The 17426-nt window shown below is 74.1% G+C and carries 11 protein-coding genes; 5 read left to right on the forward strand and 6 right to left on the reverse strand.

The features are described 5' to 3' along the window. Window positions 1–17 precede the first annotated feature (17 nt). Window positions 18–440, forward strand: coding sequence for a MarR family transcriptional regulator (locus tag ACIP9D_RS02040; RefSeq protein ID WP_350870009.1), 423 nt, complete (start codon window positions 18–20; stop codon window positions 438–440). Between the two features lie 152 nt (window positions 441–592). Then, window positions 593–2377, forward strand: a complete 1785-nt coding sequence (locus ACIP9D_RS02045) for an N-acetylglutaminylglutamine amidotransferase (RefSeq protein WP_350870011.1) — start codon at window positions 593–595, stop codon at window positions 2375–2377. A gap of 28 nt (window positions 2378–2405) precedes the next feature. Here the strand turns inward: ACIP9D_RS02045 and ACIP9D_RS02050 are convergent, their stop codons facing one another. The 3 genes from ACIP9D_RS02050 to ACIP9D_RS02060 form a co-directional block, all read right to left on the reverse strand. Beyond that, window positions 2406–3536, reverse strand: coding sequence for a glutamate--cysteine ligase (locus tag ACIP9D_RS02050; RefSeq protein WP_350870013.1), 1131 nt, complete (start codon window positions 3534–3536; stop codon window positions 2406–2408). 111 nt (window positions 3537–3647) lie between these two features. Continuing rightward, the gene (locus tag ACIP9D_RS02055; RefSeq protein ID WP_350870015.1) at window positions 3648–4865 is read right to left on the reverse strand and encodes a sigma-70 family RNA polymerase sigma factor; all 1218 of its coding nucleotides are present in this window, start codon (window positions 4863–4865) and stop codon (window positions 3648–3650) included. A 3-nt stretch (window positions 4866–4868) separates the two neighbouring features. Further along, window positions 4869–5213 (reverse strand): YciI family protein, encoded by a 345-nt coding sequence (locus ACIP9D_RS02060; protein ID WP_350870018.1) that lies wholly within the window; start codon window positions 5211–5213, stop codon window positions 4869–4871. A gap of 263 nt (window positions 5214–5476) precedes the next feature. Here ACIP9D_RS02060 and fxsA point away from each other — a divergent pair, with 263 nt between their 5' ends. From fxsA to ACIP9D_RS02075, 3 genes are read left to right on the forward strand one after another with little or no spacing between them, the layout of a single operon-like run. Further along, a complete protein-coding gene (fxsA, locus tag ACIP9D_RS02065) occupies window positions 5477–5683 on the forward strand; it encodes an FxSxx-COOH cyclophane-containing RiPP peptide (protein ID WP_350870020.1) in 207 nt (68 codons plus the stop codon). A gap of 2 nt (window positions 5684–5685) precedes the next feature. Continuing rightward, window positions 5686–7074 (forward strand): FxsB family cyclophane-forming radical SAM/SPASM peptide maturase, encoded by a 1389-nt coding sequence (locus ACIP9D_RS02070; RefSeq protein ID WP_350870023.1) that lies wholly within the window; start codon window positions 5686–5688, stop codon window positions 7072–7074. A gap of 3 nt (window positions 7075–7077) precedes the next feature. Further along, window positions 7078–8817, forward strand: a complete 1740-nt coding sequence (locus ACIP9D_RS02075; RefSeq protein ID WP_350870025.1) for an aKG-HExxH-type peptide beta-hydroxylase — start codon at window positions 7078–7080, stop codon at window positions 8815–8817. Window positions 8818–8845: 28 nt separating this feature from the next. Here the strand turns inward: ACIP9D_RS02075 and fxsT are convergent, their stop codons facing one another. From fxsT to ACIP9D_RS02090, 3 genes are all read right to left on the reverse strand, one after another. Then, window positions 8846–12757 carry an FxSxx-COOH system tetratricopeptide repeat protein gene (fxsT, locus tag ACIP9D_RS02080; protein WP_350870028.1) on the reverse strand — a complete coding sequence of 1304 codons (3912 nt, stop codon included), beginning with the start codon at window positions 12755–12757 and terminating at the stop codon, window positions 8846–8848. Window positions 12758–12769: 12 nt separating this feature from the next. After that, complete coding sequence (locus tag ACIP9D_RS02085; protein WP_350870031.1) at window positions 12770–14008, reverse strand: TIR-like protein FxsC; 1239 nt, start codon at window positions 14006–14008, stop codon at window positions 12770–12772. Window positions 14009–14204: 196 nt separating this feature from the next. After that, the gene (locus ACIP9D_RS02090) at window positions 14205–16841 is read right to left on the reverse strand and encodes a discoidin domain-containing protein (RefSeq protein WP_350870034.1); all 2637 of its coding nucleotides are present in this window, start codon (window positions 16839–16841) and stop codon (window positions 14205–14207) included. Window positions 16842–17426: the final 585 nt, after the last annotated feature.

Below are 17426 nucleotides of genomic sequence, written 5' to 3' on the forward strand. Positions count from 1 at the left end.
CTGCTACCGTATTCCCCGTGATCGAGGCGGACGGCGACGACGAGACCCTGGCCGAGGCCTTCTGGGGGGTGGCCCGCCGACTGCGCCACCGCACCCGGGAGTCGCTGGAGCCGTGGGACGTCACCCCCAGCCAGGCCCGCGCGCTCGGCGTCCTGGCCCGGCACGGCGTGCTGCGGCCCAGCTCGCTCGCCGAGCACCTGCGCATCGCTGCCCGCTCGGCCACCGAGGTGGTCGACGACCTGCAGGCCCGGGGTCTGGTGGAGCGCCGGCCCGATCCGAACGACCGGCGCGCCACCCTGGTCGCGCTCACCGCAGAGGGCGCCCGGACGGCGTCGGCCATCCGGGACGCCCGGCATGCCGAGGCGGACCGGTTCTTCGCCGACCTCGACCCGGTCGACCGGGAACAGCTCGCCCGGATCCTGCGTACCCTGCGCGGCTGAACCGCCGCGGCACCGACCCGCACGCCCGCGGCGTCGGGTTTGCGCAACCCCGCTGCGGGTAGCCGAGCCGCCCGTCCGATGGACGGGACCGGTGCGTGACGGGAGGGAACCGCGGTGCCTGTGCTGACCCCTGTGACCCACCGGCGGCGCTGATGTGCGGCGTCACCGGCGAGGCCCGGTTCGACGGGTCGACCCCGGACGCCGCGGCGGTGACCCGGATGACCGAGGCGATGCGATCGCGGGGCCCGGACGGCGAAGGGCTGTGGAACGACGGCTGGATCACCCTCGGGCACCGCCGGCTGACCATCATCGACCTCTCCGAGGCCGGCGCCCAGCCGATGGTCCGCGCGGACCTGGGGCTCGCGCTGGTCTTCAACGGCTGCATCTACAACTACCCGCAACTGCGCGAGGAGCTACGGGAGGCCGGCTACACCTTCCACTCCACCAGCGACACCGAGGTGATCCTGGTGGCCTACGCCGAGTGGGGTGAACGCTTCGTCGACCACCTGGTCGGCATGTTCGCGTTCGCGCTGGTCGACCAGGCCCGGCGGCGGCTGGTGCTGGCCCGGGACCGGCTCGGCATCAAGCCGCTCTACCTCGCCGAGTCCCCCGGCCGGCTCCGGTTCGCCTCCAGCCTGCCGGCGCTGCTGCGCGCCGGGGACGTGGACACCGGCATCGACCCGGTGGCCCTGCACCACTACCTCTCCTGGCACTCGATCGTGCCGGCGCCCCGGACCATCCTTCGCGGGATACGCAAGCTGCCGCCCGCCACGATGCGGATCGTCGAGGCCGACGGGCGCAGCCGCGACGAGGTGTACTGGCAGCCGGAGTACGTCCGGGAGCCGGCCCACGCCGGCCGGGACGCCCGCGAATGGCAGGCGGCCGTCGGGGACGCGCTGCGCACCGCCGTACGCCGGCGGCTGGTCGCCGACGTGCCGGTGGGCGTGCTGCTCTCCGGCGGGCTGGACTCCAGCCTGATCGTGGCGCTGCTCGCCGAGGCCGGGCAGCGGCACCTGCGCACGTTCAGCATCGGCTTCGACAGCCGCGGCGACGAGTCCGGCGACGAGTTCCACTACTCGGACCTCGTCGCGCGGGCCTTCGACACCGACCACCAGCGCATCCGGCTGGCCGACGACGACCTGGTGCCGGCGGTACGCCGGACCGTGCTGGCCATGACCGAGCCGATGGGCAGCCACGACGTGGTCGCCTTCCACCTGCTCTCCGAGCAGGTGGCCCAGCACGTTAAGGTGGCCCAGTCCGGGCAGGGCGCCGACGAGGTCTTCGCCGGCTACGGCTACCACCAGCCGCTGGCCCGGGTGGCCCGCGAGGCCGCCGCGGCGGAGTTCGCCGACGCCTTCTTCGACCGGGACCACGCCGAGCTGAACCGGGTCGTCGGCCCGGCGTACGCGCTGGAGCGCGACGCCAGCCGGGAGCTGCTCGACGCGCACCTGGCCGCCCCGGGAGCGCAGACCGCGCTCGACGCGGTGCTGCGGCTCGACACCCACCTGATGCTCCCCGACGACCCGGTCAAGCGGGTGGACAGCATGAGCATGGCGTGGGGGTTGGAGGTGCGCACCCCCTTCCTGGACCAGGACCTGGTGGCTCTGGCCGCGCAGTGCCCGCCGGAGCACAAGGTGAGCCAGGGCGGAAAGGGGGTGCTCAAGGAGGTGGCCCGGGAGGTGCTGCCGGCCGAGGTGATCGACCGGCGCAAGGGGTACTTCCCGGTGCCGGCGCTGCGCAACGTGGACGGTCCGGTGCGCGAGCTGGTCGCCGAGGCGTTGCAGGCGCCGGCGGCCCGCGAGCGTGGCCTCTTCCGCCAGGAGTACGTCGCGCACCTGCTCGCCGAGCCGGACCGGGCCGCGGCGGCGGCCGGCAGCAACAAACTCTGGCAGCTCGGCCTGCTGGAGATCTGGCTCCAGGCACACGGCATCCGCTGACCGACGGGCCACCGCGCCGGCGCGTGCGTCAGCCGCGGGTCTGGGCGGCGAGGTCGGCGAGGACGGCGCGCAGGTCGCCGGTGCGCTCGAGGATGCGGCGTTGCCGGGTCGCGCCGGTGCCCTCGTCCCGCAGCCGGGCCAGTTGGGCGACCACGTACGCCAGGTCGCCGTGGCGGACCAGCGCGGGGGTGATGGTGGCGAAGAGCTCGTCGACCAGCGCCCAGGCCGGCCGGGCGCCGCCGGCGCGCAGGTCGATCAGGTCACCGTCCAGACCGTCGTGGGCGGCCCGCCAGTGCGCGGCGGAGACCAGGCAGTCGCGTACCGGCGGAGCGAGAATCCCGGCCCGCACGTCGTCGAGCACCGTGGCGACCAGCGCGCGCACCAGCGCGGCGACGAGCACGGTGTCGTCGACGGTCGGGCAGACGTCACCGACCCGGATCTCCACCGTCGGATAGGCGGCGGACGGCCGGGCGTACCAGTAGACCATCGCGGCGTCGAGCATGATGCCGGCGGCGATCAGCTCGTCCACCGTGCGGTCGTAGTCGGTCGCGGAGGCGAAGTACGGGGTGGGGCCGATGCTCGGCCAACGCTCGAGCTGCATCCCCCGCCAGCTGGCGTGCCCGGTGTCGGCACCGTCGTGCAGCGGCGAGTTGGTGGTGATCGCCTGCACCACCGGCAGCCAGGGCCGCAGGTGGTTGCAGACCTGCACGGCCAGTTCGCGGTCGGGCACCCCGACATGCACATGACAGCCGCAGACCGCCGGGTCATGCGCCACCGGCCCGTATCGGCGGGACATGGCGTGGTACCGCGGTTTGTCCGGCACCGTCCGGTGCGGCTCGCGCAGCGGCGTCGCGCCGACCGCGACCAGCCGGGCCCCGGCCGCCTCGGCCGCGTCGGCGGCGGAGCGGCGCAGGGACACCAGCTGAGCGCGCAGCTCGGCCAGGTCGGCGGTGACCGGGGTGACCATCTCGACCATGCTGTGCCGGAACTCCTGCCGGCTCTGGTCCCGGGCCGGGCCGGGCAGTGCGCTCAGCACCCGGTCCGCGACCGGCAGGTTCTCGCCCGTCCCGGGGTCGAGCAGCAGGAATTCCTCCTCCACGCCGAGGGTCAGCGTGGTCAGGTCGGGCACCGCGGTGGCGACTGTCGGCCGGTAGCTCATGTGCGTCGGCGTCCGTTTCGTCGGGCGGCGCCCCGGGCGCCGCACTCCGGCGCCACCCGCGTTCCCGCCGCCCCGACCGGCAAACGCCGCCGCGAGCGGGCCTGGGCCGGATCAGGCCAGCCGCTGCGCCCGGGCCGTCAGGAAGGCCCGCTCGGCCGCGTTGCGCGTCGCGTCGGCGGCCGTCCGGTACGCGGCGGCGGCCTCCGCGAACCGACCGAGCCGGACCAGCAGGTCGGCGCGGACCGCGTGGAACACGTGATAGCCGGCCAGGTCCAGCGGCTCCACGGCGGCCAGCGCCGCCGCCGGGCCGGCCACCTCGGCCAGCGCCACCGCCCGGTTCAGCGCCACCACCGGCCCGGGGTCGAGCGCCGTCAACTGGTCGTACAGCTGGAGGATCTGACCCCAGTCGGTCTCCGCGACCCGCGCCGCGTCGCTGTGCACCGCGGCGATCGCGGCCTGGATCTGGTAGGGGCCGGGCCGGTCGCGCCGCAGGCAGCGGCGCACCAGTGCCTGCCCCTCGACGACCAGCTCGCGGTCCCAGCGACCGCGGTCCTGTTCCGGCAGCGGCACCAGGTCGCCCTCGTCAGTGGTACGCGCGCCACGCCGGGCCTCGGTCAGCAGCATCAGGGCGAGCAGCCCGAGCGCCTCGGGCTCGTCCGGCATCAGCTCGACCAGCAGCCGGGCCAGCCGGATCGCCTCCGCGCACAGCTCGTCGCGGACCAGCCGCCGCCCCGAGCCGGCGGTGTGCCCCGCCGTGAAGATCAGGTAGAGCACCGCGAGCACGGCGTGCAGCCGCTCCGGCAGGTCGGCGTCGCGCGGCACCCGGTACGGGATCCGGGCCGCCCTGATCTTGGCCTTGGCCCGGACCAGGCGCTGCGCCATGGTGGGCTCGGGCACCAGGAAGGCGCGGGCGATCTCGGCGGTGCTCAAGCCGCCGAGCAGCCGCAGGGTCAACGCCACCCGGGCCGCCGGGGCGAGCGCCGGGTGGCAGCAGGTGAAGATCAGACGTAGCCGGTCGTCGCGCACCGGTCCCTCCTCGGCGGGCGTGGTCGGGCCGTTCAGCAGGGCCGCCTGGGTGTGCTTGTCGGCACGGGATGCCTCCCGGCGCAGCCGGTCGATGGCCCGGTTCCGGGCCGTGGTGATGATCCAGCCCGCCGGGCTGGGCGGCGGCCCGGTCTGCGGCCACCGCCGCACCGCCACGGTGAACGCCTCCTGGACCGCCTCCTCGGCGAGGTCGAGGTCGCCGAGGAGGCGGGCCAGTACGGCGACCGCCCGGCCGTACTCGGCGCGGAACACCGCCGCCACGTCGGCCGGCTCGCGGTCACCCACGGCTCAGCCCTGGAACGGGCGCACCTCGATGGGCAGGGTGGTGGCCAGCGCGTACCGCCGGCCCCACTCCAGCGCCGCGTCGAGATCCGGCACGTCGATGATGGTGAACCCGCCGAGGTACTCCTTGCCCTCGACGAACGGTCCGTCGGTGACGAGCACCTCGCCGTCGCGCGGGCGCAGCACGGTGGCCGTCTCCGGCGCGTGCAGCCCCTGACCGAAGACCCACGACCCGGTGGCCGCCAACTCCTCGCGGATCACCCCGAGCTCGCGCATCACCCCGTCCAGGAACTCCGGGTCCGGCAGCCCGTCGCCCGCGGGCTGGTAGATGCTGAGCAGGTACTGCGCCATGTCTTCCTCCTCGCACGGCGGCCGGCCCTCGCCGACCTCTCATCCTCCACACGAACGCCGCCGGCCGGAATCGACAGGCCCGACCCGGGAATTTCCGGGCCGTTTGTGAGATCGACACCGCGCCGGACCGGCCGCGCCGGCACAGCGGATGACGGTGCGGGCGCGGGTCCGGTGGGGCTGCGGTGTCGAGCCGTCCGGGCCGGCTCCGATGGTGTAGAAAGGCGGAGTGAGCGCAGCGCTGACCCAGGTGCGGAGCACCGACCGTGGAACGGTCCACGGTGGCTGACCACGACCAGCCGCCCGCGCCGGTGAGCCCCGGCGCCGCGCTGGTGCAGCTCGGCGACGTGCCTCTCGCCGATCTGCTGGCCGGCGCCGGTGACGGCGTGCTCGCCCACGTGCTGGGCACCCTCGTCACCGGTGACGACCCGGGCCGACCCGGCGACGTGTCGGCGTTCGAGTCGAGCTTCTGAGCATGCCCGCCGACGCGCTGCCGTCGGCCATCCGGCCCGGCCCTGACCGTGCCGCCGACGCTCCGGCCGGCTCCGACGTGGGCCCGGCGCCCCGGGTCCGCCAGCTCGTGCTCAAGCTGCACAGCCGCTGCAACCTCGCGTGCGACCACTGCTACGTCTACCGGCACGCCGACCAGGGGTGGCGGGAGCGCCCCCGGGTGATCGGGCCGGGCACCGTCGACCGGGTCGCCGACCGGCTGGCCGCGCACGTCGCGCGGCACGGCACCGAGCGGGTCCGGGTCGTACTGCACGGCGGGGAGCCGCTGCTGGCCGGGCCGACGGTGATCGACCGGACGGTACGGACGCTGCGCGCCGCGATGCCCGCCGGCACCAGCCTGGACGTCGGGGTGCAGACCAACGGGCTGTTGCTCGACGAGACCTTCCTCGACCTCTTCGGCACCCACCGGGTCGACGTCGGGGTGAGCCTGGACGGCGATGCGGCCGCCAACGACCAGCACCGCCGGCACGCCGACGGGCGGGGCAGTCACGCCGAGGTGGCGACAGCGCTGCGGCTGCTGGCCCGCCCCGAGCATCGCGCCCTCTACGCGGGGCTGCTCTGCACGGTCGACCTGGCCAACGATCCGGTCCGGGTCTACGAGGCGCTGCTGGAGTTCGCCCCGCCCCGGCTGGACCTGCTGCTGCCGCACGGCAACTGGTCGCAGCCCCCACCGGGGCGCCGCCCGGGCGGCACGGACACCCCGTACGGCGACTGGCTGATCGCCGTCTTCGACCGCTGGTACCGCGAGACGCCCCGGCGCACCGGGATCCGGCTGTTCGAGTCGCTGATCGCGCTGGTGCTCGGCGGTCGCAGCGGTACGCAGGCGCTCGGCGGCGCGGAGCCGGACATCATGACGATCGAGACCGACGGCACCATCGAGGGCACCGACACGCTGAAGACCACCGCCGAGGAGTCGATGCGCACCGGCTACGACGTCTTCCGGCACACCTTCGACGAGGCGCTGCGGCATCCGTCGCTGGCCGGCCGACCGACCGGTCCGGCCGCGCTCGCCGCGACCTGCCGGGCCTGCCCGGTGGTCGGCGCCTGCGGCGGCGGCCTCTACGCGCACCGCTTCCGGGCCGGCGCCGGCTTCGCCCACCCGTCGGTCTACTGCCCGGACCTGTACCGGTTGATCCGGCACGTTCGCTCTGTGGTCGCCGCCGACGTCGACGCGTTGCACCGGCGGATCGCGCCGCCCGTCCTCACCCCGTCGAGCGGCTCCGTGGGCGATGTCCCGCCGACGGCCGGCGGCACGCCGGGCAGCGCGCCGACGGCCGGCGGCACGGGCAGCGCGCAAACGGCCGGCGACACGCCGCGCGGCGCGTGGCCGGCGCGGGTGCCGGCCGGGCGGTAGCCGGTGGCCGTGCTCTCCCCCGGGCAGCTGGCCGGGCTGGCCGCCGGCCACGGCGACCCGACCGCCCTCGAGGTGCTGCGCGGTGGGCAGCTCGGCCGGCGCCGGCTACTGACCGTCGCCGCCGCCCGGGCCGCCGTCGACCGGCCGCTGGTCCGGCAGAGCCTGGCCCTGCTCACCCGGGCCGAAGAGACCGACCCGGCCGCGGTGGCCGAGGTGCTGGCCCACCCGCCGGCCGCCGGCTGGGCACGCGCGGCGCTCGCCGGCAGCGCCGACGCCGGCTACCTGGCCACGCTCTCCGCCGCGGCGGCCGTCCGGGCCGGGCTGACCTTCGAACTGGCGCTGTCCTGCCCGGACGGCACGCTGCTGCTGCCCACCCTCGGCGCGGTGGCCGGCCTCGCCCCCGGCGTCGTGTGCCTCCGCGGCGCGGCGGACACCCTGTCGATCCGTGCCGACGCCGCGCCCCGCGCCGAGCGCGGCCCGGCCCGCGGTGTCGTGCTGTTCGGAGCGGCCGGCGGCCGGAGTGTCCGGGTCGACGTGGACGGGGAGTGGTCGCCGGCCCGGCGGATTCCCCTCGGCGGGGCACGGGAGGTGCTCCTCGACGACCAGGATCCGTGGCGGCAGCAGTACCACCGGCCGCCGGCGTCCCGACTGGACGACGCGGCGGCGGGCCGGCTGACCCGGCTGACCGGCCAGGCGTGGGAATGGATCAGCGCCCACCTGCCCGAGCACGCCGACGGGCTCGGCGTGTTGCTGCGCTCGCTGGTGCCCCTGGAGCCCCCGCTGTCGGGCAACCCGGTCAGCGCCACCAGCCGGAACGCGCTGGGCGCCATCGCGCTCTCCGTGCCGGCCGACCCGCAGACCCTGGCGCTGCTGCTGGTGCACGAACTCCAGCACACCAAGCTCGGTGCGCTGCTCGACCTGCTGCCGTTGCACGACACCGGCGGACCACCCCGCTACCGGGCACCGTGGCGGCTCGACCCGCGCCCGGTCGGCGCCCTGCTGCAGGGCGCGTACGCGCACCTGGGGGTCGCCGAGGTGTGGCGCCGACGCCGGCACGACGGGGTCGACGCCGCCTTCGAGTACGCGTACTGGCGGGAGCAGACCGCCCGGGCGGTCGCGCAGTTGACCGGCTGCGCCGAGCTGACCGCTGCGGGGCGGGCCTTCGTCGCCGGCATGGCCGCCACCCTGCGCCGGTGGCAGGGCCCGGGGGACTCCCCGGTGGACGCTCGGGTCGAGGCGGCCGTGCGGGACGTGGCCGACGGCGGCGCCCTGCGCTGGGGCCTGACCAACCTCACCCCGGACCCCGACGACGTGCGCCGGCTGACCGAGGCCTGGCGGCGGGGCCGCCCCCGGCTGGCGGGCCGATCGACGGCGACGGTCACGCCCGCCGCCGCCCGGCCGGCACTGACCACCGGCAGCGGCCCGGAGGCAGCGGTCCGGCGTCGGCTGCTCGGCCCGTCCGGCGATCCGTCCGAGTTGGACCCGACCGACCGGGCGTACGCCGCCGGCCACCCGACGGACGCGCTGCCCGGCTACCGCAAACGGCTGGCCGCCGACCCCGGCGACGTGGACGCCTGGGTGGGGCTGGCCCTCGCCGCCCGGCGCGGCGGCCAGCCGGCAGCGGCCCGCGTCCTGACCGGCCGGCCCGATCTGGTCCGCGCGCTCTGCCGGGCGTTGCCCGACGCCGACCCGCTCGCGCTGGCCGCCTGGCTGGCCGGACCCACCGCGCCCGACGCCGGTTGACCGCAACTCCAGGGCGCGCCCTACGTGGTCAGAGCAGGGCCGGCTCGATGTAGGCGTTGGAGCGCTCACGCTGCCGGGCCTGCACGACCCGCGGATTGTCCCCGCCGAAGGCCTGCACCAACTGCCCGTACGCGTCGTCGTAGAGGGCCCGGCCGGCGTCCGCCTCGCTCTCACTGGCCAGCCGGCTCAGCGCCAGGTTGACCGAGGCGGAGAGGGTGTCCGGGTGGTCGGCGCCGAGCGCCCGGGTCAGCTCCACGTAGGCGGTGGTGTCGAGCAACAGGGCGGACTCCCGGTCGCCGAGAGCGAACAGGTCGTTGGCCAGGTTGAGGGTGGCCAGCAGGGTGTGCGGGTGCCGCTCGCCGAGGCTGGCCAGCAGTTCGTCGCGGACCCGCTCGGCGAGCTCCCGGGCCTGCAGGTGGTCGCCCTGCTTGCGTAGCAGGACGGCGAGATTGTTCAGGCAGGCGAGGGTGATCGCGTGCGTCTCGCCGAGCACCTCGTTGTAGCCGTCGCGCAGCCGCCGGGCCATCCGCACGGCGGTCTGGTTGTCACCCACCGCCGACCAGGTGGTGGCCAGCGCCATCTCCGCGGACAGGGTGTCGGCGTGGTCGCCGCCGAGGGTGCGCTGGTAGCGCACCACCGTCCGCTCGATCAGCCGGTGCGCGTCGGCGAACCGGCCGAGCTGGCGCAGGGTGAGCGCGAGGTCCTTGGCGGTACGCAGGGTCTCCGGATGGTCGGGGCCGATGACCTTCTGCTGGGTGGCGTAGGTGCGGTGCAGCACCGAGTGCGAGCGCCACAGCTCGCCGGTGTCCCGCAGCCCCCGGCCGTAGTTGCTGGCCGAGGCGAGGGTGGACGGATCCTCCTCGCCGAACCGGTCCCGCCGGCGCTCGTGGATGTGCTGGTCGAGCTGTACGGCGCCGCGGAAGTCCCCGACCAGCCGCAGCGACACCGCCAGGTTGTTCTCCGCGGTGAGGGTGCGGCCACTGTCCTCGCCGAAGCTGCGGATGCTCAGCTCGAGCGTGAGCCGGTCCCGCGCCTCCGCGTCGTGGTAGCGGCCCTGGGCGCGCAGGTCCGCGCCGAGACTGCGGGCGGTCATCAGGGTGTAGAGGTGGTCCTCGCCGAAGATCCGGCGCTGCCGCTCGTAGACGTCCTGGTCGATGGCGTACGCCAGGTCGAAGTGACTCTGCGCGCGCAGCACGTTGGCCAGGTGGAACCGCATCCGCAGGGTGGTCGGGTCGTCCTCGTCGGTGTCGCGCCAGTGGGCCAGCGCGTCCTCGGCGAGCGCCCGGCTGGTCTCGTAGTCGCCGCGGCGGTAGAGGTAGCGCACGGTGTCGGCGACCAGTTGGCGGGCCTCGTCGGCGGTCGAGGCGTGCAGCCCGGACGGGCGGACGTGCGGCCACAGCTCGGCGTACCGCTGCCAGTTCGCCGGCTTGTCCGGGTCGCGCGGGCTGGCGGCGGCGAGCAGCAGCTGGGCCTGCAACCGGGCGTCCTCCGGGTCGTCGAGCTGGTCCTGGATGACCAGCTGGACCAGCCGGTGGATGCGCACGGTGTTGTTCTCCGCGTCGACCTGGGCCAGCCCGTAGCGGCCCAGCTCACCGGTGACCAGGCCCTGCAGGATCGGGTCGGTCAGCGTCGGGTCGAACGGCGCCATGAAGGCGGCGAACCGTTCGCCGGTCAGCATGGCGACCGGGATCGGCTCCGGCGCGTAGAAGGAGCAGAGTTCCAGCAGGCGCGCGGCGGCCGGCTTCTCCTGTCGCAGCTGCCCGAGGGTGACCAGCCAGGTCGCGGCCAGCGCCTTGGAGTAACCGGCGGACTGCCGCCCCTCCAGGATGCGCAGCAGGCCGGGGGTGTCCAGCGAGGCGAGGTACTGCTCGACCGGCAGCGCGGTGGCCCGCAGGTACGCCGCGCCCTGCTCGACCGCGAGCGGCAGGTCGCCGAGCTTCTCGGCCACCTGGGTGGCCTCGTCGTCGGTGAGGCCGCGTACCCGGTCGCGCAGCAGCTGCACGCTCTCCGCCCGGTCGAAGACGGTCAGCTCGGTCGCGGTGGCGTGCTCGCTCCAACTCTGGTCGCGGGTGGTGAGCAGCACGTGCCCCGGGCCCTGCGGGATCAGCGCGCGGGTGGCCCGGGTCGGCTCGTCGGCATTGTCGAGCACGATCAGCCAGCGCCGGTCGGCGCCGCCGCGACGCAGCGCGTCGAGCACCCGCCGGACCGCCTCGCCCCCACCGCCCACGCCCAGGCCCATCGCCTCGGCGAGGTCGGCCAGGCCGCCACGGATCCGCTCCTCGCTGTCGGCCGGGATCCACCAGACCAGGTCGTAGTCGCGGGCGAAGCGCAGCGCGTACTCGGCGGCGAGCTGGGTCTTGCCGACTCCGCCCAGACCGTGGATGACCTGCATGCCGGCGTCGGGCGACGCGGTCAGCCGGTCGCGCAGCGCCTCGAGCTGCCCGGACCGGCCGACGAACGGGGTGCCGTGCTGGCGGACGTTCCACACCGGGGGGAACACCACCGGGAAGCGCCCGACCGGACGACCGCCGCCGGCGACCACCGGCGCGCCGGCCACCTCCAGCAGCCGGGCCCGCGCCGTCGCGGGGTCCACGTCGGTCAGGTCGACCGGCGCCCGATCGCTGTACGGGGCGGCCAGCCGCGCCTCGTCCACCCGCAGCGGCACCAGCACCCCGCCACCGGTGATCTGATCCCGGCTGGCGGCGAGTTTCCAGGTGTCGGCGGCGAGTGGGGTGGCGGCGAAGTGCCGGGTGAGCACGGCGAGCACGCGACTGGCGGCGCCGACCGCGCGGTCCAGCTCGGCCCGCCCACCGGCGCCCAGCGGCACGTCCAGCGCGCGCCGGTCGACCCGCAGCCCGGCCTCCTCCAACTGGTCACCGATCCACTCCGCCCAGAGCCGGTCGGCCGCGGCGTAGGCGACCAGCACGCTCTGCTCGGCGCTGAGCCGGGAGCGCTCGAACTCGGCCAGCAGGCGGCGCCGGTCCTCCTCCGGCATCGGCTCCAGCCGGGTCACCCGCCCGCCGGTGACCACCGAGGTGAGCTGCTCGTACGCGGCGAGCAGGGTGCCGCCCTGCTCGGGGCGGTCACCGAACGCGGCGAGGATCTCCTCGTAGGCGTAGAAGGTCCGGTAGGGCACCTCGATGGTGTTCCAGTAGCGTGCGGCGGCGGCGTCGGAGAGGTGGTCGAGGAACGACGCGAACTCGGCCCGGAGCAGGTCACGCCCGGTCTCCAGCTTGCGCAGCTCGGCGTCCTCCACCCGCATCGGCACCGGCAGCAGCAGCGGCGGATCCTCCGGCCGTTGCGACCGGATCGAGCGGGCCACCGCCGCCGCGCCGCGGATGCTCTGGGTGGACATGGTGAAGCAGTTGACCACGATGTCGGGCAGCTGCACGGTGCAGATGCCGGCCACGTCGCTCAGGCCGGTGCGGCTGTCGACCAGGACGACGTCGTACTCGGCGCGCATCTGGGCGCGGACGGCGTCGATGAAGGCCGCGCCGCCCTGCCGCTCGTAGAAGTTGGCCCAGTCGAAGGTGCTCACCAGCCGCGAGTACGCCGAGTCCTGCTGGCCGGCGGCCACGAAGTCGATCACGCCTCCGTGGCTGAACTCCCAGTTCAGCGAGACCGCCCGCCGCTGGATCTTGGCGTGTCCGGCGAGCAGCTCCTGGGAGTCCTCGTCCCGGTTGCGCTGCATGGTGGCGACCGAGTAGTCCCAGATCATCTCGATCACGCCGGGGGTGGCCCGCAGCTCCTTGTCCCGCAGGAACGGGTGGAAGTAGCGGTGCAGACCGGGTGACTCGAGATCCCAGTCGACCACCAGCACCTGCAGGCCCTGACTGGCCAGGATCCAGGCCATGTTGGCCAGCGCCATCGTCCGCCCGGTGCCACCCTTGTACGAGTAGAACGTGACGATCTGGCCGCGTGCCGCCTCGTTTCCCGCCATGGCCTGCCTCCCCTAGGGACCTTCGAGGATCGGGCGTTGCCCGGGGCCGTCGGAGGGCGGCTCCTGGTAGACCGTGCCCGTGCGGTAGATCCGGCCCTGCGCCACCACCAGCACGTCCTCCAGCTCCTCCTGGAACCGCGCCGAGCTGGGGATCTCCGTGCGCCACACCTCCCGGTCGTTGCGCAGCACGTGGTGCGGCAGGATCCGGGCCAGGGTGTCCCACATCCGCCGGTTGCCGCCGGCGGCGGCGTCGTCGGCCGCCGTCCAGGGCACCAGCACCGGCGCGACCGAGTCGACCTCGCGGTCGTGGCTCATCAGGGTGAGCTGGTAGCGGGGCAGGTCGGCGGACCAGACGTCGACCACCAGCACCACGATCTGGTTGTGCTCGCGGGCCCACTCCCGCACCGCGGCCAGGTCGGTGGCGTCCTCGACCGTCCAGCCGTAACGCTTGGTGGTGGCGATGGCGCCGGCCCAGCTGCCGATCGGCACCGGCAGCTCCGGTTGGTAGGGCCGCCAGTCCCGGGCCACCGCGCCGTAGCGGTCCTCCGCGCCGGGACGGGTGCCGACCAGCTCCGCCGAGCTGCCGGCGGCGAGCACGAAGTAGACGTGCCGGACGCTGGTCGCCCGCGGGGTGTGGCTGGCCGGGAGCGGCCCGGCCTCCGCCCGGGGCTGCGCCGGCTCGTCGAAGGCGCTGGTCACCTTCGCCAGCACCGGTCGCTGCGCCGGACGGTGCAGGGTGTGCGCCTTGGCGGTACGCACGATGTGCTTGGCCAGCGCGTCGACGAAGTCGTGGTATTTGTCGTGGTGACGGTGGCGCTGCTTGAGGGTGAGCAGGCCGTCCTCGGCGTAGACGGAGTCGGCCAGGAAGTTGCGGTACTGGAAGCCGGTGATCACCCGCGGCAGGCGGTCACAGGGGATCCAGCGGATCGGCACCAGCGCCGGTGGGCGTACCTCGAACTGCCGCTCGTGCTCGTCGATGCGGTCGGCGAAGACCCGGAACTCCCGTCCACAGTAGTCGCTGACCACGTAGTGCGGTGAGGTGAGCGCGATCAGGCAGGCGCTGCTGGAGAGCGCGTCGGCCAGCTCCTGCGACCAGGTGGTGCCGAGCGGCATCTGACCGTCGATGAACCCGGCCTCGTCCCAACCGACGCCGGCCAGGCCGGCGACGGCGTCGCGGAGGTGGTTGAAGAAGTCCTGCACGTGACCGTTGCGGTTGTCGTCTTGGGCGTAGCTCAGGAAGAAGAGTGGCACGCCCGCCTCCGCTCACGGGTTCCACGACCGGTACGCCCAGTATAGGACCGTCGATGCCCGCACACCTGCCTGGCGATCATCGTCGGCGCACCGGCGCAGTCGCGTACCCGACGGTTGCCGGCCGTGCGGCGCGGCGGGCGCAGGCCGACGGGCCCGGCCACAATGCCCGGCCGGGCCCGTCGGTTCGCTGCGCTGGTTACGGGTAGGTGGTCAGATACACCTGCTGGTTGGCGGCGTTCGCCGTCCCGCCGGTGTTGTTGATCACCCGGTTGATGGTGCCGACACCGCCGAGCGACACGGTCACCATGTTGGTGAACCGCACGTTCGGATTGTTCGGCACCTCGAAGGCCCGGTCGGCGACCACCGCGGGGTTGACGTTGAAGTAGCAGTAGCTACCGGTGCCCCATGCCTGGTGACTGGTCACCCCGTCGGCCACCTTGTACGCGGCGTAGCCCCGGGTCGCGCCGTTCATCCAGGCCGCCTGGTTCGGCGGGTCGTACGGCATCTCGTTCTGGTAGAAGTACGTCCGGCCGCCGTTGCCGTTCCAGACGGTCTGGTACTTCTGGTAGTGCTCGACGAAGAGGCCGTACATGGTCACGTTGTCGCCGTTGACGGTCAGGCCGGTGTCGGCGGTGTTCAGCGTCCACCCGGTGGGTACGCCGGCGGCGGCGTGGTCGGCCCGCCACAGCCACATGTGGTCGCCGATCACGTTGTCGCTGTTGACGGTCAGCGTATTGGTGGCCTTGCCGACGTGCGGCCCGCCGATGCGGAAGAACACGTCGTGCAGCGAGGTCGGGTTCGCGGCGTGGCTCGCGGCCGACCCGGCCGGGCCGACCTCCATCAGCACCGGCGAGTTCGTCGTGCCGGCTTCGAACATGATGCCGGCCACCTTTACTCCGTCCACGTCGGCCACCCGCATGCCCACGCTGCCGTTGTCGGCCTGGATGGTGGCCAGGCCGAGGCCGAGGATCACCGTGTCGGGGCGGTTGACCTGGATCGGCTCGGTGACGCGGTGCACGCCGGGGGTGAAGAGCAGGTGCTTGCCCTGGGCCAGTGCGGCGTTGATGGTGGCCGCGCTGGTGCCCTGCTGCACCACGTAGAACTGTGACAGCGAGATGGACGAGCCGGCCGGGGTCTTGCCGTACCAGCTGGTGCCGGTGGAGTTGGTGCGCAGCGCGGGCACGAAGACCCGGTACTCACCGGTGCCGTCGACGTAGAGGAACGGCTTCTCCCGCACCTGCGGGGTCTGCGCGATGACGGTGTGCGACGGGTTCGGGAAGTTCGGCGGCGGCGCACCGGTCACGCCCTGGAAGACCATGTTCCACACCGAGCCGGTCCAGCCGTTGCCGAACTCGCTGTTGCGCGAGTACCACTGCTGCTGCGAGCCGGAGACGACCAGGCCGTCGATGCGGGTGTCGGCCATCAGGCCGCCGCTGGACCAGCCGTCGCCGCCGTTCCAGAGCTGGATCTGGTTCTGCGCACCGCGCAGGTGCATCCGGCGGTACGGCGCGGCCTGCGACACCGCCCACCGCTCCACGCTCACCCCGGCGGGCAGGGTGACCGACAGGTTCTCGGCGGAGCGCCAGAAGTTCTGGGTGGCGTTGCCGCCCATCCAGAACGCCTCGACCCGGACGTGCCCGTTGAGGTTCACGTCGTCCGGGCTCATGCCGAGCCCCGCGACCTGGGTGAAGAAGCCGAGGTTGACGTCGGCGGTGTAGGTGCCCGGCTTGAAGAGCACCGCGTAGCGCTGCGGGCCGAACTGGTTCTGCTCCTGCTGGGCGAAGAGGGTGTTCAGCCGGCTCTGGATGGTCGACGTCGGGGTGCTCGGGTCGAAGACGAAGGTGTTCGGCCCGAGGTTCGGGTTGCGCGGGTCGGTCGGTGGCACCGGGTCCACGGTCCCGCCGCCGGTGGTGTTCACCTGGAACTCCCAGAGCGAGTAGCCGTACGCGGTGCCCCGCGCCGTGCCGTTCATCCGGATGTACCGGCCGCTGCCGGTGACGTCGAGGGTCTGTGTGCCGCCGGTGCCGGTGGTGGTGCTGTAGATCGTCGTCCAGGCGGAGCCGTCGGCGGAGGTCTGCACCTGGAACGCGCGGGCGTAGGCGGCCTCCCAGTTCAGCACCACCCGGCAGATCGACTGGGTGCTGCCCAGATCGACCCGGATCCACTGCGGGTCGCTGGCCACGCTGGCCCAGCGGGTGCCGGTGTTGCCGTCCACCGCGGCCGAGGCCGCCAGCGCGGCGCTCTCGGTGGAGGACGCGGTGGCCGGCCGGCCCTGGGCGGCGTTGGTGCTGCCGCAGGTCGGTGTGGTGCCGCCGGTCTCGCCGTAGACCTGGAACTCCCAGAGCGAGTAGCCGTAGGCGCTGCCCCGGGCGGTGCCGTTCATCCGCACGTAGCGGCCGGCGCCGGTGACGTTGATGTTCTGGGTGCCGCCGACGCCGGTGGTGGTCGACCAGATGGTGGTCCAGCTGGCCCCGTCGTCGGAGGTCTGCAGCTGGAACGCGCGGGCGTAGGCGCCCTCCCAGACCAGGGTCACCTGGCTGAGGGTGGCCCGGGCGCCCAGGTCGACCTGGAGCCACTGCGGGTCACTGAACGCACTGGACCAGCGGGTGCCGGTGTTGCCGTCCACCGCGGCGGCGGCCGGGGTGCCGGCGCTCTCGGTGGACGACGCGGTGGCCGGGCGGCCCTGCGACAGCAGCGTCGGGGCGGCCTGTGCCGGCGCCGCGACGGCCGGGCTGAGCGCCGCGACCAGGGCCACGGTCAACCCGATGAGCAGGCGCCGGACCGCGGGTCGCCGGCGCCTTGCCGAGCGTACGGATATTGCGCGTGATGTCATGACTTTGCCTGTCGATAGGGGGCTGCGGACGCCGGGCGCGACGGGAAGGGGTTCGAGCACGACCACGGGGCGCCGGGTGGTGCCGCCGGGGGCGACGCCGCGGGTCGGAGAGCGCTCTCGTAGGAGTGTTACGGCGCGGTTGCGACGCCGTCAAGACATCGATCTATAACACTGTTATTTATCCCGAAGGTCGGTCATGGACGATCCGTCCCGTCCGCTCGCGCGCGACCACCGCCCGACGACCTCGGGGGACCACGGGGTCACCGGAGCTGTCGAACTGCTCCAGATATGAACCACCCGCTCCCCCTGCCCGCTCACGGCTCCGCTCCCCGCTGCCGCTTCCCCTCCCCGCTCCCGCCGCCCACTCCCGCTCCGGCTGCCCGCTTCCTGCCCCACCCCCACTGCCCCTGCCCGCTTCCTGCCCCACCGCCGCGGCCCGCCCCCCGTTGCTCGCCCCGCTGACCGCTTCCTGCCCCACCCCCGCGGCCCACCCCCGTTGCTCGCCCCGCTGACCGCTTCCTGCCCCACCCCCGCGGCCCACCCCCGTTGCTCGCCCCGCTGACCGCTTCCTGCCCCACCCCCGCG

Origin of the sequence: Micromonospora sp. NPDC093243, assembly GCF_044753725.1 — a bacterium.
In the GTDB taxonomy this organism is placed as follows: Bacteria; Actinomycetota; Actinomycetes; order Mycobacteriales; family Micromonosporaceae; genus Micromonospora.